We start from the raw sequence: 20,214 nt of genomic DNA, 5'->3' as shown, positions 1-20,214 counted from the left end.
GGGGTGGGACGACCTCCGCGGATCGACCCACCGACCGAACGGTCGCGCCGTCGCTGTGCCCGCGATCAGGCCGCCGACCAGCGGGAATTCTCAGCCGACGCGGCCCGCGGGCGTCGGCGTCCTGCTGCGCTCGACCAAGGGCAACGTCCGCAGCTGACGTTCCAGATGCCATTGCAGATGGGCGGCGACCAGTCCGCTGGCCTGGCGGCGGACCGAATCGGGCACCGTCGCGATGTAGTCCCACTCCCCCTTCAGCAGGGCGACGAGCAGATCCAGGACGCCCGGCGCGGGAGTGGCCGCGCCCGGCGGGCGGCAGTGCACGCACACCGCTCCGCCCGCCGCCACGTGGAAGGCGCGGTGCGGACCGGGAGTCGCGCACTTGGCGCATTCGTCCAGCGCGGGCGCCCACCCCGCGAAACCCATGGCGCGCAACAGGAATGCGTCCAGGATGAGTTCGTGCGGGCGCTGCTTGGCGGCGATGGCCCGCAGCGCGCTCGCGGTCAGCGCGTGCAGTCGCGGCGCGGGCGCGCGTTCCTCGCCCGCGAGGCGTTCGGCGGTCTCCAGCACCGCGCAGGCGGTGGTGTAGCGGCCGTAGTCGTCGATGATGTCGGCGGCGAAGGATTCGACGGTGTGCACCTGGGTGACGACGTCCAGCGTGCGGCCGGGATGCAGTTGCACGTCGATGTAGGAGAACGGCTCCAATCGAGCGCCGAACCGGGACTTGGTCCGCCGCACCCCCTTGGCCACCGCACGGACCAGGCCGTGCCGGCGTGTCAGCAGCGTGACGATGCGGTCCGCCTCACCCAGCTTGTGCTGGCGCACCACGACCGCCTCATCCCGATACAAACGCACACGGTCATCCTCCCACGAACCGGCGACAGGCCACGGGCGCCTCGCGTGTGCGAATCCGCACGTCCGCTCGGGCCCTGCGCGATCGTCGTCGAGCTGCGCCGGTTCTGCGTACCTCCTCTTCCGCTCCGGTCGTGCGCGTCTTCCGGAGTACTTCGTCGGGCCGCGCGCCTACGTGCGCAGCAGACCCGCGACCAGCAGCAGCAGTGATTGCTGCGTCTGGGCTCGCGCGGCGTCCTTGTCGGTGGCGTGCGCGACGATCAGCCCCGCCTCGGCCACGGCGCTGAGCAGCAGCCGGGCCAGGATCTCGACCGGCGCGTCGGCGATCAGCTCGGCGGCGCGTGCGCGTTCGAGCTCGGTGATGATCAAGCCGAGCCCGTGCCTGGCTTCGAAGGCGCGCCATTCCTCCCAGCCGAGCACAGCGGGCGCGTCGTAGAGCGCGATTTGGATCATCTCGGGGCGCTGGCAGATGTCGAGGAAGGCATTCAGGCCGACCGCCATCGAGGCGATGATGTCGCCGGGATCGACGGCGGCGATGGCTCTTCCGATCTCCGCGGTGATGTCCGACTCGAGCTGTTCGAGCACCGCCAGGAACAGCCCGCGCTTGTCGCCGTAGTGGTGATGCAGGGCGCCGCGGGTAACCCCCGCCTCGGTCACCAACTGCTCGGCGGAGGTGCTCGCGAAGCCGCGCTCGGCGAACAGGCGGCGCCCTGCCTCTTCCAGGGCGGCCCTTGTCGTACGGGAACGGTCCTCCTGGCTACGGCGTGGCATGCAGCCGAGTGAACTCCAGAATCCGCTGCGCGAGCAACTCGGGCTGATCCTCGGGCAGGAAGGTGTAGGAGTCGTCGATCAGCTCCAGGGTCGCGTCGGGGAACTCGCGCGCCAGCCGCTCGGCGTAGGCGATGGGGAACAGCTTGTCCTCGCGCGCCCAGACGATCAGCACCGGAAGGCGGACGTCACCGAACCGGGTCGAGGCGTCCAGCGTGTAGCGGCGGTGCGCGGATTTCAGGAAGCGCCGCAGGTCTTTTCGGATGGCGCCGGACCGGCGGCTCGGCAGCAGGTACGAGTCGACGTACTCGTCCGGCACCGGCCGCTTGCTCACCCAGCCGAACGCCAGCGGCAGCCGGTGCAGCGCGCGCAGGCGCAGCGTCTCGGCGAGCGGACGTATCGATCCGGGAATGCGCGCGAGCAGCGGCAGCAGCGTGAACGGCTGGGGCAGGAACTTCTCGTGGCTGTCGACGGAGGCGAGCACCACGCGGCCGATGCGGTCGGTGTTGCGGGCCAGCAGTACCTGGGTGATGGCGCCGCCGGTGTCGTTGGCGACCAGCGTGACGTCGGTCAGGTCGAGCCGCTCCAGGAAGGCGGCGATGAGGTCCGCGACCCCGGTCGGCGTCAGGTCCGCCTCCGGCACCGGGATCGAGTGCGAGCCGAGCGGCCAGTCCGGCGTCAGGCAGCGGTACCCCGCGGCGGCGACGGCGGGCACCACCCCGCGCCAGAGATCGGCGTTGACGAGCAGGCCGTGCACGAAGACGACCGGGGCGCCGGTCCCCGTCTCGTGGTAGCGGATGCGGCCGCCGGGCAGGGCGATCTCGTGCGCGGGACCGAGTGACGGGCTGATTCCCATGGCTTCCTCCAGATGTCGGGCGTCCCGTACATCTTTACATACATACCGTATGTATGTCTAGAGTTCGTGGCGCGACAGCGGAATTCGCGACGGACGGGCATAACGAACGGCCATCGAAAACCCGGTACTGATGCACTTGGGCGCAGCTCGGCGATAACCCACGTGGACGGTCGTCCAGGACAGCGCTACGGTTCACACCGGACGATCGAAGAGAGGGAGCTCACATGACCGTGCCGAACCCAGCGCTCAGGCCTGCCGCCGAACCGGACCCCGCCGACGGCGCGCTGCCGACGGGCGATCACGGCCTCGCCGGCCTGGCCGACGCGCTCGCGGCGGGCACCGTCAGCTCCGCCGCGGCCGTTGCGGCGGCGCTCGACCGGATCGAGGCGAGCCAGCCGACGCTCAACGCCTTCCGGGTGGTCCGCAGGGACCGGGCACTGGCCGAGGCCGCCGACGCCGACCGGCGACTTGCGGCGGGCGAGCGCCTGCCGCTGCTCGGCGTGCCGATCGCCGTCAAGGACGACACCGACATCGCGGGCGAGCTGACGGCCTTCGGCTGCGGCGGCGACTTCACGCCGAAAACCGAAGATGCCGAGGCGGTTCGGCGGCTACGCGCGGCGGGCGCGGTGATCGTCGGCAAGACCAACACCTGCGAGCTCGGCCAGTTGCCGTTCACCAGCGGCGCGGCCTTCGGCCACACCCGCAATCCGTGGCACCGCGAGCACACGCCGGGTGGTTCCTCCGGCGGCTCCTCGGCCGCCGTCGCCGCCGGATTGGTGCCCGCCGCACTGGGTTCCGACGGCGCGGGCTCGGTCCGGATCCCCGCCGCGTGGACCAACCTCGTCGGCATCAAGCCGCAGCGCGGACGCATCTCCACCTGGCCGGAAGCCGAGGCGTTCCAGGGACTCACGGTGAACGGGCCGCTGGCGCGCACCGTCGCCGACGCGGCGCTGCTGCTGGACGCGGCGGCGGGCCCGCACCCCGGCGACCGGCACACCCCCGAGCCGATTCGTGCCTCCGACGCCGTCGGGCGCGACCCGGGACGCCTGAAGATCGCACTCTCCCTGCGCATTCCGTTCACCGCGACCAAGACGACGCTGCACCCCGAGGTCAGGGCCGCGGTGCGCGGGATCGCCTCGACGCTGCGCAAGCTCGGCCACTCGGTCACCGTCGCCGACCTGCACTACGGATTGCTGATGGGCGCCTCGTTCCTGCCGCGCTCGATGGCGGGCATCCGCGCCGTGCACGACCGGATGCCCGGCGCCGAGGTGGACCCGCGCACCCGCGCCAACGTTCGCTTCGGCCGGGTGCTCGGCGGACCGGCGCTCTTCGCCGCGCGCCAGGCGGAACCGTTGCTGCACAAGCGCATCGGCACCTTCTTCACCGACTACGATCTGGTGCTCGCGCCCACAACCGCCACTCCACCGCCGCGCGCCGAGGAGATCGACGGCATCGGCGTCAACGCCACCAACAACCTCATCACCGCCGCCTGCCCGTACACCTGGCCGTGGAACGTGCTCGGCTGGCCCAGCGTGAACGTCCCCGCCGGCTTCACCAAGGCGGGCTTGCCGGTCGGCGCCCAGCTGATGGGCAGCGCATCCTCCGAGTCGGTGCTGGTTTCCGTTGCGGCGCAACTGGAGTCGGAGCTGCGCTGGGATCGGCACCGCCCCGAACCGTGGTGGTGATTCAGCGCCGCGGCGACGACCAGTCCTCCAGCGCGCTCTTGGTGCCCGAGGGACAGCCGTCCCCCGCGTCGGGACGCGGCGACATCACCAGACACTCCTGCGGGCCCGGCTGGCCGACGCCCGCCGTGACCAGCACCGCGATCGACGAGCCGTCGGCGACCCTGCTGGTCGAGAAGCCCAGGGTGCCGGTGACGCCCCGGTAGTCCGTCTCGCGCAACTGCATCGCGATGGCGGTGCGGTTCAGCGAGCCGTCGGCCTGCTGCGGGCCGGTACGCACCGCGCGCAGGAACAGGCCGACCACGTCGTAGGCCAATCCGGTCCGGTCGCCGGGCCAGGACGGCTGATAGTCGGCCATCTGCGGGTAGACGCGCAGATCGCCGATCAGGGCCGCCAGTTCCGCGCACAACTGCTGGTAGTCGAACGCGACCGGTTCGTCGCCGAGTTCGCCGTTGCCGCGGACGCATTCGGCGCCGCCGAGCATCACCGGCGCGCCCTTGGCGACGTAGCGCACCGACAGATTGGCGGGCAACGCCGCCATCGCCTTCTGATCGGTGATCAGCCGGGTCACCGTGTCGTTGCCCAGGATGGCGGGCGACTCCCCGGTCAAGCAGCCGCGACTGACCGACTTGGCGAAGGTCGCGAAATCGTCGTTGCGGCCCGCGAAGAACAACAGGGTGCCGCGGTCGAAACCCGTTGTCTCGCAAGGGGCGGCAAAGCGATTGAGCTCCTGCTGTTCGGTCCACTCCATGCGGCGGTACGGCACGCCGCGGCCTTCCAGTTCGGTGCGCAGATCCTCGACCAGGGTCTCGACGTAGATGTCGCCGTCGGCCTTCGGGTGGTAGATGGCGACCTGGTTGTAGCGCGGCTGTCCGGCGCGCGGCGAGCCGGCCGGATGGCGGGCGCCCTGCACGTAGTCCGCGATCAACTTCGCTTGCGTCGCATTGCTCGGCGCCGCTTGGAAGTACAGCGGCGATGCCTTCTCCAGGCCGTCGGCCGAGAGCGTCGTCGCGACCACCGGCACGCCGAGTTCGCCGAGTCTTCCTATGGCGCGCCGGGTTTCGGCGTTGCTGCGGTCCATACCGACCACCCCGAGGATGCCCGGCTCGTCGGCAAGCAGGCCGCGCAGCTGATGGTCCACCACCCAGGTCGCGTGCTGCATACTGGAGCCGCCGTTGGCGACGACGACGCGCAACAGCGGTTCGGACTCGTCGGAAGCGAGCAGCGCGCGGCGCTGCTGCACCGCGAGCCCCGCGAGCTCCTCCACCTGGGCATGCGGGTAGCGCACATTGGCGTCCACGTAGCTGAGCCCGGAGAAGTAGATCAGTGTGACGACCGGGCGGCGCGGGTTGCCGCGGCGCGCGTCCGCGGCGGAGACGTTGAGCCGGAAGACTTCCCGCTGGATCGCCGACAGCTCCGGATCATCGGTGAAGACCTGGTCGGCGTTGTCGCTGTACCCGACGCACTCGCCGTCGCGCTGCTGCACCGAGATGCCCGCGGTCCACGGCCAGTGCGCGCAGGGCGCGCCGCGCAATGGCGGGATATACACGAGCGCGGCGGCCACCAGCAGCGCGACCGGAACCAGCACACACAATGCGACGAACCACTTGCGGGCTGCCAGCGGGGGCGCGGGCGGCACCGCGAGGTGGGCCAGGGCGGGGTCGCGGACGCGGCCGTTCAGCGGATCGGGCAGCCGCACGCGCAACGGCAGGAACCACGCGTCGCTCGCCCGGTTGGTGCGCATGTTGTCGATATCGCGCAGCCAGCGTTGCAGCGGGTCCGGTTGCTGCCCGGAATACGGGCGGTCGACCAGGCTTTCCAAGGTGTCGAGGTGCTGGAGGTCGCCGATCCGGGCCAGCTCGTCCGTCGACGACACGGCGGTCTCGTCGGCAAGGCCGGGGTCGTAGTCCAGGCAGGCGAATATCACCAGTGGATCGGAATGCCCTGTCTCGTTGCGGATGTCGTTGATCCAGCCGATCAGGCGCTTCGCCGCGCCGTCGCGCTCGACACCGCCGAGCAACGCCACCGGATACGCGGTGCGCCGCCAGCTCGACGGCCGCCACAGCCGCTTACGGTAGGCGTCGCGCAGATCCTCGAGGAAGGCGTGCACCAGCAGCTTGGCGACCTGCTCCTCGTTCTCGTCGCCGCGCCGCGAGGCGGTCAGCCGGGTCGCGAAACCCAGAAAACTGTCGGAGTATTCGGGCGCCAGGTAACGCTGGTGCATGAACCAGCGGGTGACCTTGGACATGCCGGGGATGCGACCGCTGATCCACAGCCACAGCCGCAGTACCGGCCACAGCGCGAGCACACCGAACACCAGCCGGGAGATGGTGTCGCCGCTGACGCCCTCGGCGGTGTCGGAACGGTCGGCGGGCGAACCGCTGCGCAGCAGGCGCGGCAGCCGCGACCGCAGCTCCACCGTGGCCTCGGTCTCGTCGCTCGTGACGCGCTGGCGGGTCAGCCAATCGGCGGTGCGGTAGCGCGGGAACTTGATCGGCCCCATCGCCGTGTCGTCGGTGGAGAAACCCTCGACCAGCCGCTGCACGATGGGCAGGCAGTGGCCCTGGATCTCCTCGCCCGTCGCGTTCGGATCGGGCGTCAGCGCGTCGGGCGGCAGGTCCGCCGCCTGCAGATCCACCCGCGCCCGCGGCGTCGCCCGCCTGCCGCCGGATTCGCCGAGCCAGCGGTAGATCTCGACGAGCAATGCACCGCCCGTGCCCGCGCCGACCAAGCCGACGATCGGGCGCGGCAGCGGGCGCCTGCGCCGCAGCAGCGTGCGGAACACGCGTGGCTTCGTGTCCGGCACCTCGAGCGCGCGTAGCAGTTCCAGCAGTTTGGGGACATCGTTGGCGGTATCAGGCAATTCGACGGCCTCCCCAGTGCGATGCATGGCTGCGACGCACACCCCGGGCGTCATCGGGGACTGTACCGGTACAAATCCGGCTCAGGCACCTTGTTCGCTCGAGTTCGCGACCCGCGAACGGGCCGATCGCTCAGAAGCCCAGCTTGCCAAGCTGTTTCGGATCGCGCTGCCAGTCCTTGGCGACCTTGACGTGTAGGTGCAGATAGATCCGCACGCCGAGAATGTGCTCGATCTGCTTGCGCGCGTTGGTGCCGACCTCCTTGAGGCGGCTGCCGCCCTTGCCGATGACAATGGCCTTCTGGCTGGGGCGTTCGACGTAGAGCAGCGCGTGCACGTCGAGCATCTCTTCGTTCTCCTCGCGCGGGAGAACCTCCTCGATCACCACGGCCAGCGAGTGCGGCAGCTCGTCGCGCACGCCCTCCAGCGCGGCCTCGCGGATGAGCTCGGCCATGAGGGTTTCCTCGGGCTCGTCGGTGAGCTCGCCGTCGGGGTAGAAGGCAGGGCCCTCCGGCATTTTCGAGGCGATCACGTCGACGAGCACCTCGACCTGCTCGCCCTTGACCGCCGACACCGGCACCACCTCGGCCTCGGGGCCGAGCAGTTCGGAGACGGCGAGCAACTGCGCGGCGATCTGCTCGCGACCCACCTTGTCGATCTTGGTGACCACGCCGAGCAGGGTGGTCTTGGGCGCCATCTGCTTGATCTGCTGCACGATCCAGCGGTCGCCCGGCCCGATCTTCTCGTCGGCCGGGATGCAGATCGCGATGACATCGACCTCGGAATAGGTGTCGCGCACCAGATCGTTGAGCCGCTGGCCGAGCAGGGTCCGCGGGCGGTGCAGACCCGGCGTGTCGACCAGGATCAGCTGCGCGTGCTCGCGGTGCACGATGCCGCGAATGGTGTGGCGGGTGGTCTGCGGTCGCGAGGAGGTGATGGCGATCTTCGCGCCGACCAACGCGTTGGTCAGCGTCGACTTGCCGGTGTTCGGCCTGCCGACGAAACAGACGAAACCGGAACGGAATTCGGCGGACCCGGACTTGTCAGCCACCCTGCACCTCGGTGCTCGCCGCGTCGTCCACGATGTCGAACACCGCGCCCGCGCGGTCGGTGAAGATGATCCGCGCCGCGCCGGACACCTCGCGCACCGCGGCGACCCCGGCGTCGGAGAACCGGCCGCCGACCACCACGGCCGCCTCGAAACCCTCCGCACCGCTGGAGATCGCGGCCGCGACGGCGGCCTGCAGCGCGGTGAGCCGCAGCGCCTGCAGGTCCACCTCGCCCGCCGCGTAGGTGCGGCCATCGGTGTCGCGGATCGCCGCGCCCCCCGTTCCTCCGGTGCGGCCCATCGCGCCGCGCGCCAGAGTCAGCAGCTTGGTGTCCTCGGCGTCCAGTTCAGTCATCGGTTGCTCCGTCCTCGTCCTCGTTGTCATTGCGCTTGCCGCCGTTGGATTTTGCGCCGTCGGCAACCGCCGCGCCCGCTTTCCCGGATTTCTCCGGCGCCTTGCGGACCAAGACCGTGTTGACCCGCATCCGGCCGCGCTGATCCGGACCGCCCTCGGCACGCAGCACCAGCCCGTGCACCACGATCTTCGATCCGGGCAGCGGCACCCTGCCGAGCTCGTGGGCGAGCAGACCGCCCACCGTGTCGACGTCCTCGTCCTCGATGTCCATCCCGTACAGCTCGCCGAGATCCTTCACCGACAGCCGGGCCGAGACCCGGAAGCGGCCCTCGCCGAGCTCCTCCACCGGCGGGGTCTCGCCGATGTCGTACTCGTCGGCGATCTCGCCGACGATCTCCTCGAGCACGTCCTCGATGGTCACCAGGCCCGCGATGCCGCCGTATTCGTCGACGAGCAGCGCCATGTGGTTGCGGCGGCGCTGCATCTCGTCGAGCAGTTTGTCCAGCGGCTTGGAGTCGGGCATGAACACCGCGGGGCGCATCACGTCGTGCACCCGGACCTTGCGGCTGCGATCGGCGTACGGCACCAGGTCTTTCAGGTACACCACGCCGCGGATGTCGTCGACGTTCTCGCCGACCACCGGGATCCGCGAATGGCCACTGCGCACCGCGAGCGACATGGCCTGCGAGGCCGACTTGTCCGCCTCGATCCACACCATCTCGGTGCGCGGCACCATCACTGCGCGGGCCGCAGTGTCGCCGAGCTCGAACACCGACTGGATCATGCGGCGCTCGTCGTCGTCCACCACGCCGCGCTCGCCCGCCATCTCGACCACCTCGCGCAGTTCGATCTCCGAGGCGAAGGGACCGTTGCGGAACCCCTTACCCGGGGTGATGGCGTTACCGATCAGGATCAGCAGCCTGCTCACCGGGCCGAGCAGCGCGCCGATGAACTGCAACGGCAGCGCGGCGGCCAAGGCGAGCGAATAGGCGTGCTGGCGGCCGAGGGTGCGCGGACCGACACCGATCACCACGTAGTCGACGAGCACCATCACCGCGGCGGTGAGCAGCAGCGCCCAGTTGTCGTCCCAGAGATCGATGAGCGCCGCGGCGAGCAGCACCGTCGCGCCGATCTCGCACAGCACGCGCAGTAGCACCATCAGGTTCACGTAGCGGGCGCGGTCGGCCACGATGCGGCTCAACCGCGCGGCGCCCGGGCGATCGGCGCGCACCATGTCGCCGAGACGCGCCAGGGAGATCGTGTTCAGCGCCGCGTCCACACCGGCGAACAATCCACCCGCGGGCACGAGCAGGACAGCCAGCAGGATGAGGGTCAGAGAGCTCACGCCGGGCCCAGCGCGTCACCGGGTCCGGTGAAGCCCGCCTTGCCGAGCAGGCGGGCGTCGCGCTCGGCGAGTTCGGCGCGCCGCCTGGCCTCGCGCAGGCTCTCGTACCACTCCTCGAGCAGCCGGGCCTGGAGGGCGAACATCTCCTTCTCCTCCTCCGGCTCGGCGTGGTCGTAGCCGAGCAGGTGCAGCACGCCGTGCACGGTGAGCAACGCGAGCTCGTGCTCCAGCGAATGCCCCGCCTTGCGCGCCTGCGCCGCCGCGAACTCCGGGCACAGCACGATGTCGCCGAGCATCGAGGGCCCGGGCTCGGGACTGTCCGGACGCCCGCCCGGCTCGAGCTCGTCCATCGGGAAGGACATCACATCGGTGGGACCGGGCAGGTCCATCCAGCGCATGTGCAGGTCGGCCATGGTGTCGAGATCGACGAGCACCATCGACAGTTCGGCCGCCGGATGCACGTCCATCCGGGCGATCACGAACCGCGCAACACTGACCAGGTCTTCTTCGGGTACGTCGATACCCGACTCGTTGGCGATCTCGATGCTCACCTGAACAGCCTATTCGACGCAGTCGGACGCAGTCCGTCCGCAGCCCTGCGCCGGGCCGAGCGAAGGCGAGGCAGCCGCCTATTCGACGCAGTCGGACGCAGTCCGTCCGCAGCCCTGCGCCGGGCCGAGCGAAGGCGAGGCAGCCGCCTATTCGACGCAGTCCGCGCCGGGCCGGGTGAAGGGAGAAGCAGCCACGGAGTAGACGTGGTGAGGCGGCCGTCCGCGACTCCGCGCGGCCACACAACGGCGAGCAGCCGCCTACTGGACGCAGCCGGGCGTCGTCCGACCGCAGCTCGCGCCAGGTCGAGTGACGGCGAGGCGACCGCATCTCGACAGACGACCGGCCGCCGACGAGACGTCGGCGGCCGGTGGATTCGCTGTGTGCCGGACGCGGTCCGAGGTGGTGCGCCTAACGCCGGTCGCGACCTGCGGCGCGGCGCTGGGCGCGATTGCCCGGATAGTGCGGGGTGACCTGGGGCCGGGTGGACTCCCAGCGGTCGTAGGCGTCGACGATGTCCGAGACCAAGCGGTGGCGGACGACGTCGCTGCTGGTGAGCTCCGCGAAGTGGATGTCCTCGATCTCGGTGAGGATCTCCGCGGCGGCGCGCAGGCCGGAGCGCGCGCCGGTGGGCAGGTCGACCTGGGTGACGTCGCCGGTGACCACGATCTTGGAGCCGAAGCCGAGACGCGTCAGGAACATCTTCATCTGCTCGGCCGTGGTGTTCTGCGCCTCGTCGAGAATGATGAAGGAGTCGTTGAGCGTCCGGCCGCGCATGTACGCCAGCGGCGCGACCTCGATGACGCCCGCGGCCATCAGCTTCGGGATCGCCTCCGGGTCCATCATGTCGTGCAGCGCGTCGTAGAGCGGACGCAGGTACGGGTCGATCTTCTCGTTGAGCGTGCCGGGCAGGAAGCCGAGCCGCTCGCCCGCCTCGACGGCGGGGCGGGTGAGGATGATCCGGTTGACCTGCTTGGTCTGCAGCGCCTGCACGGCCTTGGCCATGGCCAGGTAGGTCTTGCCGGTGCCCGCGGGTCCGATGCCGAACACGATGGTGTTGGCGTCGATCGCGTCGACGTAGCGCTTCTGGTTCAGCGTCTTGGGCCGAATGGTCTTGCCGCGCCGGGACAGGATGTCCAGGCTCAGCACTTCCGCGGGGGAGTCCGAGGACCCTTCGGTCAGCATCGACACCGTGTGCCGCACCGCCTCCGGCGTCACCACCCTGTTGCGGCCGGTCAGCGCGATGAGCTGTTCGATGACGCGCTCGGCGAGGGCGACATCGGCCGCCTTGCCGGTAAGGGTCACGGAATTGCCGCGAACGTGGATGTCCGCGTCGAGCAGCTGCTCGAGCTGACGCAGATTCTGGTCGGCCGAACCGAGGAAGGGGAACACGGATTCGGGAGCGAGTTCGATGCTGGAGCGCACGGTGCGTGCCGCGGGGCCCGAGCCGTTGTCGCGGGTGCCAATGCCTGCTGTGGGGTTGGTCGGGTCGCCGATCTCGCCTTGTGTTCGCAAAAGTGGTTACAGCCTGCTTTCCGGTCTCGACAGCCGTGGTGAATGACAAAAGTTTAACGCGCCCCACCGACACCGCACAGTGAATAAACGGCTACCGATGCGGCGGCCATTCCCGCCGTGTGCTGGATATTCCCCCGTGCCGGTCGGACCAATCCTCGGCGAAGTCACGGAACCGTTTCACCGCGTCCGACGGCGCGGCCGCGGCCGACCAGATCAGTCCCACCTCCCGTGACGCGCCCTCGTCCGCCAACGGCACCAGGACGGGCCCGGAGCGCGCCACGGCCGGGGCCGGATCCTCCAGCGGGAGCACCGCGACCCCGAGTCCCGCCGCCACCAGCCCGGTGCTGGTGACCAGGTCGGTGGGCTCGAAGGCGATGTGCGGGCGGATGTCCGCCGCCGCGCACAGTTCGTCGAAGATGCGCCGCATCCCGAACCCGGGCGGCATGGAGACGAACTCGTCGCCGCCCAGTTCGGCCATGCTCACCTGCCTGCGCCCGGCCAGCCGGTGCTCCGCGGGCACGGCGAGCACCAGCGGCTGACGCAGCAGTCCGCGCCACCCGACACCGGGCGCCGTCGGGCGTGGGGAGACGACGGCGAGGTCGGCCGCGCCGTCGAGCACCTGCCCGGTGATCTTCTCCGCGCCGCCTTGGCGCAACGTCACGGTGACCCGGCCCGCGTTGCGCCGGAAACCGGCGATCAGCTGCGGCACCAGCCAGCCGCCGAAAGAATGCAGGAACGACAGCCGCACCACTCCGCGCGCGGGATTGGCGAGATCGGCGACGGCTTGGCCCGCCGCGTCGAGTTCGGCCTGCGCGCGGCGCGCGTGTTCGTAATAGACGCGCCCGAATTCGTTGAGCGCGATGCGTTTTCCCTTCCGGTCGAACAATTCCGCGCCGAGCTTGCGTTCCAGCCGGGCCAGCATCCTGGACAGCGTCGGCTGCGCGATGTGCAGGCGTTCGGCGGCCGCGCTCATCCGCTCCAGTTCGGCGAGTGTCGTGAACCACCGCAGATCCTCACCGAGCACCTCACTACCTCCCTATATGCAATAGAGGCATCAACTCGATAATCATTATTCATTTCCTTTCGGAACGTGCGGCGACAATCCTGAAATCAGGAGGTAGCCATGACCAGCACAACGGCGCGACCGTCGACGAACGTCAGCACGCAGAGCCCGTCCGCCGATGTGGCGCACAACCGCAGAATCACCCTCGCGCTGTTCGCGGCGGGCCTGACCACCTTCGCGTCCATGTACAACGCGCAGGCGCTGCTGCCGAGCCTGTCCGAGGCGTTCGGCGCGACGCCCGCCCGCGCGGCCCTCGCGGTCTCGCTCACCACCGGCTGCCTCGCGCTGGCCATCGTGCCGGTGAGCGCGCTGTCCAACCGGATCGGCCGCACCAGAGTGATGATCGGATCGGCGGTGGCCGCCGCGATCATCGGGCTGCTGCTGCCGTTCAGTCCCTCGCTCGACGCGCTGCTGGCGGGGCGGGCGCTGCAAGGCATCGCGCTGGCCGGGGTGCCCGCGGTGGCGATGGCGTATCTGGCGGAGGAGATCGGGACCGAGGGCCTCGGCGCGGCGATGGGCGTGTACGTGGCAGGTACCACGATCGGCGGTCTCGCCGGACGCCTGATTCCCTCGTTCACCCTCGACGTTGCGTCTTGGCGCTGGGCCGCGGCGGCAGTCGGCGTGGCCGTGGCGGCGGGCACGGTGTGGTTCGTCCAGCTGTTGCCGCCCTCGCGGGGGTTCGTGGCCCGGCCCGCCGGATTGCGCACCGTACTCGGCGATCTCGGCGCGCAGCTGCGCCACCGTCAGCTGCTCGCGCTGTTCGGCCTGGCCTTCGTGTTGATGGGCGGCTTCGTCTCGGTCTACAACTTCCTCGGCTACCGGCTCACCCAGCGCCCCTTCGAATTGCCCGCGGCGGTGGCGGGTTCGGTGTTCCTGCTGTATCTGGCGGGCACCCTGGCGTCGGCCTGGGGCGGCAGGCTCGCCGACCGCGTCGGCAGGCACCGGATGCTCACCGCGTCGATGGTGCTGATGGGCGTCGGGCTGGCGCTGAGCCTGCCGGACAGGTTGGGCTGCGTGGCCGGCGGCGTCTTGCTCTACACCGCGGGCTTCTTCGCCGCGCACACGGTCGCGAGCGCCTGGGTCGGCACGCTGGCCCACGGCAATCGCGGGGCCGCTTCCTCGCTGTATTTGTTCTTCTACTACCTCGGCAGCGCGGTCGTCGGCGGCCTGTCGGGTGTGGCCTTCGCGCACGCGGGCTGGCTCGGGCTGACGGGCACCGTCGCCGCGCTGCTCGCCGCGGGAGCGATCCTCTTCGCCGTCTCGATGATCCGCGCCCAGTCCGGCGTGGCGTCGCGGCCGCGGCCCACGTCCAAGGGTTTCCAGTAGACCCGAAGCCTCTCCGCGACGACCGATTCGGCGACCGGGATGCCGCGACGAGCCCCGCCGAACGATTGGGGCTACGGGTGAGCCCGCCGAGCGAGCGCTGTGAACATCACCAACGCGGCGTCAACGCGCCCAGCGCCCCGAGCGCGACCGCGGCCGCCGTCGAGGTGCGCAGCACGGTCGGCCCGAGTAGCACGACGTCCGCTCCGGCCGCGGCGAGTTCGGTGAGCTCGGCTTCGTCCAGCCCGCCTTCCGGACCGACGATCAGCACTACCTCCCGCACCTCCCGGACGGGGAGCTCGGCGAAACGACCCCGGCCGGATTCGTGCAGCGCAGCCACGATCGCGCCCTCGGCCTTGGCCTTTCGGACCAGCTCGAGCAGGTCGCGGGTGCGGTGCAGGTCGGCGACCTCGGGGATGTAGGCGCGCCGGGACTGGCGGGCGGCCGAGCGCGCCGCGGCACGCCACTTGTCGACGGCCTTGGCGGCCTTGCCCTCCCAGTTGGCGACGCAGCGCGCCGCCTGCCACGGCACGATCGCGTCCGCACCCGCCTCGGTCATCAGCTCGACGGCCAGCTCCGAGCGGTCCGATTTCGGCAGCGCCTGCACCACCGTGACGCGCGGCGAGACCGGCTGCGCCACGGTCTTGTTCAGCACTTTCAGGTCGAGCCGGTCGCGCTGGGTGGCGACGACCTCCGATTCGGCGAGCACACCGCGTCCGTCGGACAGGGTGATCGGTTCGCCGACCCGGGTGCGCCGCACGGTCGCCGCGTGCCGCCCCTCGGGGCCGTCGAGCACCGCGACCGCGCCGGGCTCGGGAATGTCGTCGAGATAGAAGACCGTGGCGGCCAACGGCTCAGCGCCCGCTGAACGAGGCGCGCAACCGGGCGAACAGACCGCTGTTGTGCTCGGACTGCGTCGACATCACCTCGGCGCGGTCACGTTCGCGCATGCCCTTGTACTTGCGCAGCAGGTCGGTCTGCTTGCCGTCCAGCTTGGTGGGCACCACGATGTCCAGGTGCGCGATCAGGTCACCACGCGCGCCGGAGCGCAGCTTGGGCATGCCGTGCCCGCGCAGCACCGACACCTCGTTGGGCTGAGTGCCCGGCGCGATGGTCAGTTCGGTCGGACCGTCCAGGATCGTGTCGATGACGACAGTGGTGCCGAGCGCGGCGTCCACCATCGGGACCCGAATGGTGCAGTGCAGGTCGTCACCGTCGCGGACGAACACGTCGTGCGGCTGCTCCACGATCTCCACGTACAGATCGCCCGCGTGGCCACCGCCGTGGCCGACCTCGCCCTGGGCGGCCAGCCGGACGCGCATGCCGTTCGCGACACCTGCCGGAATGGGCGCGGCGATCTCGCGACGGGCGCGGACCCGGCCGTCGCCGCCGCACTTGTGACAGGGATCCGGGATGGTCTCGCCTGCGCCGCGGCAGGTCGGGCACGGCCGCGAGGTGAGCACCTGACCCAGGAACGACCGCTGCACGGACTGGACTTCGCCTGCGCCGCCACAGGTTTCGCAGCGCACCGGCTTGGAGTTGCCGTTGGTGCCCGCGCCGTGGCAGCTGTCACAGAGGATGGCGGTGTCGACGGTCAGGTGCTTGGTGACGCCGACCGCGCATTCGGCGAGGCTGAGACGGGTGCGCAGCAGCGAGTCGGCGCCCGGCTGCACCCGGCCGCGCGGCTTGCGCTGGCCGCCGCCCGCGCCGCTCATGCCGCCGAAGAACGCCTCGAAAACGTCGCCGAGACCGCCGAAGCCCGCGCCGGTGAAGCCCGCGCCGCCCCCGCCGGACTCGAGCGGATCGCCGCCCACGTCGACGATCCGGCGCTTCTCCGGATCGGAGAGCACCTCGTAGGCCGCCGACACGTCCTTGAACTTGGCCTGGGCGGCCTCGTCGGGGTTGACGTCCGGGTGGAGTTCGCGGGCCAGCTTGCGGTAAGCGCGCTTGATCTCCTGGTCGGTCGCGTTCTTCGCGACGCCGAGCAGTCCGTAGTAGTCCCGTGCCACTTGAGTTCTCTAGTCCTTGGTCGCTGTGACTCGCCTGTGCCGCTCCAACCGAATGCCGACGTCGTCGGCATTAGTCGGATGCACTCAACTTTATCCGGCCAGAGGTTCGAGGGTAGCAGCGCCGTGAGCACGGTTCGGCGTCAGCGCTCGGCCAGCACCTCGCCGATATAGCGCGCCACGGCCGCGACCGAGGCGATGGTGCCCGGGTAATCCATCCGAGTGGGGCCGAGCACGCCCATGCCGCCGAGCACCGCGCCCTCGACGCCGTAGCCGGTCGACACCACCGACGTGCTGCGCATCTGCTCGACCTGGGTCTCCTCGCCGATCCGCACGGTCACCGTGCCGGGGTGCTGCGCGGCGGCGAGCAGCTTGAGCACGATCACCTGCTCCTCCAGCGCCTCCAGCACCTGTCGCAGCGACCCCGGCAAGCCGAAATCGGCTGCGTTGCGGGTGAGATTCGCGGTGCCGCCGAGCACGAGACGTTCCTCCGGATGCTCGACCAACGTCTCCACCAGCACCGTGGACACCCGGATCAGCACATCGCGCAGCTGACGCGGGGCGCGCTCGGGGAGTTCGGCGACCGCGGCCGAGGCGGAGGCCAGGCGCTTGCCGTCCATCGCGCCGCCGAGCATGGCGCGCAGCGCGGCCAGGTCCTCGTCGTCGATCACCGCGCCGAGCTCCACGAGACGCTGGTCGACCCGGCCGGTGTCGGTGATCACCACGAGCAGCAGGCGCGCCGGATTCAACGCGACCACCTCGATGTGGCGCACCGTCGACGCCGAGACGGTCGGGTACTGCACCACCGCGACCTGTCTGGTCAGCTGGGCCAGCAGTCGCACGCCGCGGCGCAGCACGTCGTCGAGATCCACGCCGGATTCCAGGAACTCCATGATCGCGCGCCTTTCGGCGGGCGAGAGCGGCTTCACCTCGGAGATCCGGTCGACGAACTGCCGGTAGCCCTTGTCGGTGGGGATGCGACCGGAGCTGGTGTGCGGCTGGGCGATGTAGCCCTCGGCCTCCAGCACCGCCATGTCGTTACGGACCGTCGCGCTGGAGACACCCAAATTGTGCCGCTCCACCAGGGTTTTCGACCCGATGGGCTCCTTGGTGGCGACATAGTCCGCGACGATCGCGCGTAGGACCTCGAAGCGCCGATCCTCGGTGCTCGACATCGGCCCCACCTCCTCGCTTTCTCGTTACGCCGCAGGCCGCCGACGCATTCGGGAGCGCGCGAAACACCGCGGCCGCCCGGTCGTCTGAGTATCCAGTTTAGTTGCCGACCTGCCAATCGACCGGTCCCGCGTAGTGCGTGACCCGGGCGACCGTGGCATTCTCGGCGACGTTGTCGCGAACCGCAACGGGGATGGTGATGCCGACCTACGACGGCGCCCACCGCCGTCTACGCGCGCGCACGGCCGTCGCGCCGACCACCGGCGGAGCGGTCGGCGCAACAGCCGCAGCCGCTTCCCCATCGCGTGGACGGCATTCGGAACCGTGCCGTGTCCTCGCGGTGTCGACCGGGATCCTGCGGCTGCTGGTACCCGACTCTCAGCGGCTGTCGAAACCCTTGGCGCGCTTGCCCGCCTGAGCGTCGAGGCCGAGCATGGCGAGCAGGGACTGGCAGTCGGCGGCGTCGTGGGCGTATCCGGCAACTGTGCGGGCCGCTATCGCGCTCTTGCGCGCGTGCTCCGCCTTCTCGGCGGCCCTGGCCTCGGCGAATTCGCCGGGGCTCTGAACGAGATCGATGGGTCGGTCCTGGGGCATGGGACTCCTCCGTGTCGAGCCGGAGCCTACGCGGGTTCCCCCGGCTGCGATAGAGCTCACACCAGGACGTTCGCGGACACTTGTCACACCTCGGGTCGCCGCGTCGTCCTCCGGGCGTAGGTATCGACTCGAAGGAGTACCGAATGCGAATCGCAGTGGTGGGCGCCAGCGGGCGGATCGGCCGCGAGGTGATCGACGTGCTGAAGAACCAGGGCCACGAGATCGTGGCGATCACCCGGGCCACGGGCGTCGACGTCTACACCGGCGCGGGGCTGGCGGACGCGCTGGCCGGGGTGGACATCGTGGTGGACGCGGTGAATGCCGCCACCACCGACACGGCGGCGGTGACCGACTATTTCGGCACCATCGCGCGCACCGTGCAGCGGGAAGCGGCCGCGGCGGGCGTGCGGCGCATCGCGGTCGTCTCGATCATCGGCATCGATCCGTTCACCGCGGGGCACTACGCCGGAAAGCTGGCGCACGAGGCGGGCTACCGCGAGGGGCCGGTGCCGGTGCGAGTGCTGCGGGCGGCCCAGTTCCACGAGTTCACCGAGATGATGCTCGAATGGACGACCCGGGACGACACGGCCTACGTGCCGAAATTCCGTACCCAGCTCGTCGCCGCCCGCACCACCGCCGAAGAACTGGCCGCGCTCGCCCTCGCCGAGGAGGCCGCCGGCGTGGTCGAGATCGCGGGCCCGGAGGAGCTGAACCTCGCCGTGGCCGTCGCGAAACTCGCTGCGCGCCGGGGTGATCCGGCCCGCGTCGAGGAGATCGTCGATGCCGAGGACCCGAACCAGGAACTCCAAGCCGCGGGCGCGCTGCTGCCCGGACCGGACGCGATCCTGGCGGGGCCGACCTTCGACGAGTGGCTGGACCACAAGTACCCCGCGCGGTAGTCGTCGCGAAAGGCGCTGCGGCCGTGGGGGTCGGTCGAACGAGCGGCACAAGCAGCCTATGCCATGCGAAAAAGGTTGCGGCCGTTGGGAATCAGTCGAGCAGGCGACGGACGACGCCGTCGGCGAGCAGACGGCCCCGGTCGGTGAGGACGAGATGGCCGTCGGAGCGGAATGCCAAGCCGTCGGCGATGATCCGGTCCACGGCCGGGGTGGCGGAGGCGGCGAGGTCCGTGAGGGGGAGGCCGGTGCGGAGCCGCACGGTCAGCATGACGCGTTCGAAATAGCGCTCGTCGTCGTTGAGCGATTCCCAGCCTGCGGCGGGCAGACCACCGCGGGCGACGCGCTCGGCGTAGCGCGCCGGATGCTTGACGTTCCACCAGCGCACGCCGCCGAGGTGGCTGTGCGCGCCGGGGCCTGCGCCGAGCCAGTCGCCGCCGTCCCAGTACCCGAGGTTGTGCCTGCACCGGGCGGAATCGTTTGCCGCCCAATTGGATACCTCGTACCAGGTGAGGCCCGCAGCGGCGAGGCGAGTGTCGATGCGTTCGTAGCGGGCGGCGAGCACGTCGTCGTCGGGGGCGGGCAGTTCGCCGCGACGCACCTTGCGCGCCAACGCGGTTCCGTCCTCGACGATGAGCGAATACGCGGAGACGTGATCGACACCGGCGTCGAGCACCGCGTCCAGGCTGGCGTCGAGATCGGCGTCGCGCTCACCCGGCGTGCCGTAGATCAGGTCCAGGTTCACGTGCTCGAATCCCGCGGCCCGCGCTTCCCGCGCGGCGGCGACCGCACGGCCAGGGGTGTGGGTGCGGTCGAGCACCGCGAGCACATGCCGGGCGGCCGACTGCATGCCCAGCGAGACGCGGGTGTACCCCGCCGCCCTGATGCGGTCGAAGAACTCCGGCGAGGTGGATTCCGGATTCGACTCGGTGGTCACCTCGGCGTCCGGCGCGAGCGTGAATGCCGATCGGACGGCGTCGAGCACCTCGGCGAGACCGTCCCCGCCGAGCAGCGACGGCGTGCCGCCGCCGACGAAGATCGTCGAGACCTCGGGCGTGGCCGACGGCAGACCCGCGAACCGATCGGCGGCCGCGGCCAGTTCACCGCGCAACGCCGCGAGCCACGACTGCGGCGATGCAGAGCTGCCGAGCTCGCCCGCGGTGTAGGTGTTGAAGTCGCAGTACCCGCAGCGCGTCGCGCAGAAGGGCACGTGCACGTACACGCCGAACGGCCCGCCGCCGAAGTCGCGCAGCACGGGCGCGGCGGCGTCGATCTCCGAGAGGGGTACGGCGGAACTCACCTGTCCAGTGTGCCCGCCGAACAGTGCGACCT

Annotated in this window: 18 protein-coding genes; 3 read left to right on the top strand and 15 right to left on the bottom strand. The window is 70.4% G+C overall.

Annotated elements, in window-relative coordinates:
• Nucleotides 1–90: 90 nt before the first annotated feature.
• The 3 genes from recO to AC3ERS_RS02250 form a co-directional block, all read right to left on the bottom strand.
• Nucleotides 91–852 (bottom strand): DNA repair protein RecO, encoded by a 762-nt coding sequence (recO, locus tag AC3ERS_RS02260; RefSeq protein WP_431962905.1) that lies wholly within the window; start codon nucleotides 850–852, stop codon nucleotides 91–93.
• Nucleotides 853–1,020: 168 nt separating this feature from the next.
• Nucleotides 1,021–1,620 (bottom strand): TetR/AcrR family transcriptional regulator, encoded by a 600-nt coding sequence (locus tag AC3ERS_RS02255; protein ID WP_431962903.1) that lies wholly within the window; start codon nucleotides 1,618–1,620, stop codon nucleotides 1,021–1,023.
• The gene (locus AC3ERS_RS02250; RefSeq protein ID WP_431962901.1) at nucleotides 1,607–2,473 is read right to left on the bottom strand and encodes an alpha/beta fold hydrolase; all 867 of its coding nucleotides are present in this window, start codon (nucleotides 2,471–2,473) and stop codon (nucleotides 1,607–1,609) included. Before AC3ERS_RS02250 ends, AC3ERS_RS02255 begins: the two co-directional genes overlap by 14 nt.
• A gap of 224 nt (nucleotides 2,474–2,697) precedes the next feature.
• On the opposite strand from AC3ERS_RS02250, the gene AC3ERS_RS02245 reads away from it, so the two are divergent.
• The gene (locus tag AC3ERS_RS02245; protein WP_431962899.1) at nucleotides 2,698–4,158 is read left to right on the top strand and encodes an amidase; all 1,461 of its coding nucleotides are present in this window, start codon (nucleotides 2,698–2,700) and stop codon (nucleotides 4,156–4,158) included.
• Between the two features lies 1 nt (nucleotide 4,159).
• On the opposite strand, the gene AC3ERS_RS02240 is transcribed toward AC3ERS_RS02245, so the two are convergent.
• The 7 genes from AC3ERS_RS02240 to AC3ERS_RS02210 form a co-directional block, all read right to left on the bottom strand.
• Nucleotides 4,160–7,045, bottom strand: a complete 2,886-nt coding sequence (locus AC3ERS_RS02240) for a type 1 periplasmic-binding domain-containing protein (RefSeq protein ID WP_431962897.1) — start codon at nucleotides 7,043–7,045, stop codon at nucleotides 4,160–4,162.
• A 103-nt stretch (nucleotides 7,046–7,148) separates the two neighbouring features.
• Nucleotides 7,149–8,066, bottom strand: coding sequence for a GTPase Era (gene era, locus AC3ERS_RS02235; RefSeq protein ID WP_431962895.1), 918 nt, complete (start codon nucleotides 8,064–8,066; stop codon nucleotides 7,149–7,151).
• Nucleotides 8,059–8,418, bottom strand: coding sequence for a cytidine deaminase (locus tag AC3ERS_RS02230; protein ID WP_431962893.1), 360 nt, complete (start codon nucleotides 8,416–8,418; stop codon nucleotides 8,059–8,061). The genes era and AC3ERS_RS02230 overlap by 8 nt, the downstream gene beginning before the upstream one ends.
• A complete protein-coding gene (locus AC3ERS_RS02225) occupies nucleotides 8,411–9,763 on the bottom strand; it encodes a hemolysin family protein (RefSeq protein ID WP_431962891.1) in 1,353 nt (450 codons plus the stop codon). The genes AC3ERS_RS02230 and AC3ERS_RS02225 overlap by 8 nt, the downstream gene beginning before the upstream one ends.
• The gene (gene ybeY / locus AC3ERS_RS02220; RefSeq protein ID WP_067787232.1) at nucleotides 9,760–10,314 is read right to left on the bottom strand and encodes an rRNA maturation RNase YbeY; all 555 of its coding nucleotides are present in this window, start codon (nucleotides 10,312–10,314) and stop codon (nucleotides 9,760–9,762) included. The genes AC3ERS_RS02225 and ybeY overlap by 4 nt, the downstream gene beginning before the upstream one ends.
• Before the next feature lie 409 nt (nucleotides 10,315–10,723).
• Nucleotides 10,724–11,779, bottom strand: a complete 1,056-nt coding sequence (locus tag AC3ERS_RS02215; protein WP_431963575.1) for a PhoH family protein — start codon at nucleotides 11,777–11,779, stop codon at nucleotides 10,724–10,726.
• A 139-nt stretch (nucleotides 11,780–11,918) separates the two neighbouring features.
• Entirely contained in the window at nucleotides 11,919–12,851 is a 933-nt protein-coding gene (locus AC3ERS_RS02210) for a LysR family transcriptional regulator (protein ID WP_431962888.1), read from the bottom strand.
• A gap of 99 nt (nucleotides 12,852–12,950) precedes the next feature.
• Between AC3ERS_RS02210 and AC3ERS_RS02205 the strand changes: the two genes are divergently transcribed.
• Entirely contained in the window at nucleotides 12,951–14,216 is a 1,266-nt protein-coding gene (locus tag AC3ERS_RS02205; RefSeq protein ID WP_431962886.1) for an MFS transporter, read from the top strand.
• A 106-nt stretch (nucleotides 14,217–14,322) separates the two neighbouring features.
• Here the strand turns inward: AC3ERS_RS02205 and AC3ERS_RS02200 are convergent, their stop codons facing one another.
• The 4 genes from AC3ERS_RS02200 to AC3ERS_RS02185 form a co-directional block, all read right to left on the bottom strand.
• Nucleotides 14,323–15,063, bottom strand: a complete 741-nt coding sequence (locus tag AC3ERS_RS02200) for a 16S rRNA (uracil(1498)-N(3))-methyltransferase (RefSeq protein WP_431962884.1) — start codon at nucleotides 15,061–15,063, stop codon at nucleotides 14,323–14,325.
• Between the two features lie 4 nt (nucleotides 15,064–15,067).
• Nucleotides 15,068–16,222, bottom strand: a complete 1,155-nt coding sequence (gene dnaJ / locus AC3ERS_RS02195) for a molecular chaperone DnaJ (RefSeq protein WP_431962882.1) — start codon at nucleotides 16,220–16,222, stop codon at nucleotides 15,068–15,070.
• A 140-nt stretch (nucleotides 16,223–16,362) separates the two neighbouring features.
• Nucleotides 16,363–17,394: a heat-inducible transcriptional repressor HrcA gene (hrcA, locus tag AC3ERS_RS02190; protein ID WP_431962880.1), complete on the bottom strand. Its 1,032-nt coding sequence runs from the start codon at nucleotides 17,392–17,394 to the stop codon at nucleotides 16,363–16,365.
• Nucleotides 17,395–17,770: 376 nt separating this feature from the next.
• Nucleotides 17,771–17,986, bottom strand: a complete 216-nt coding sequence (locus AC3ERS_RS02185) for a hypothetical protein (RefSeq protein WP_431962878.1) — start codon at nucleotides 17,984–17,986, stop codon at nucleotides 17,771–17,773.
• Nucleotides 17,987–18,129: 143 nt separating this feature from the next.
• Here AC3ERS_RS02185 and AC3ERS_RS02180 point away from each other — a divergent pair, with 143 nt between their 5' ends.
• The gene (locus AC3ERS_RS02180) at nucleotides 18,130–18,885 is read left to right on the top strand and encodes an SDR family oxidoreductase (protein ID WP_431962876.1); all 756 of its coding nucleotides are present in this window, start codon (nucleotides 18,130–18,132) and stop codon (nucleotides 18,883–18,885) included.
• Between the two features lie 91 nt (nucleotides 18,886–18,976).
• Here AC3ERS_RS02180 and hemW read toward each other — a convergent pair whose 3' ends face one another.
• The gene (hemW, locus tag AC3ERS_RS02175) at nucleotides 18,977–20,182 is read right to left on the bottom strand and encodes a radical SAM family heme chaperone HemW (protein WP_431962874.1); all 1,206 of its coding nucleotides are present in this window, start codon (nucleotides 20,180–20,182) and stop codon (nucleotides 18,977–18,979) included.
• Nucleotides 20,183–20,214: the final 32 nt, after the last annotated feature.

The organism is Nocardia sp. bgisy134 (assembly GCF_057708325.1).
Note: the sequence above shows the minus strand (reverse complement) of the source record. Positions and strands in the feature narration are given on the sequence as shown.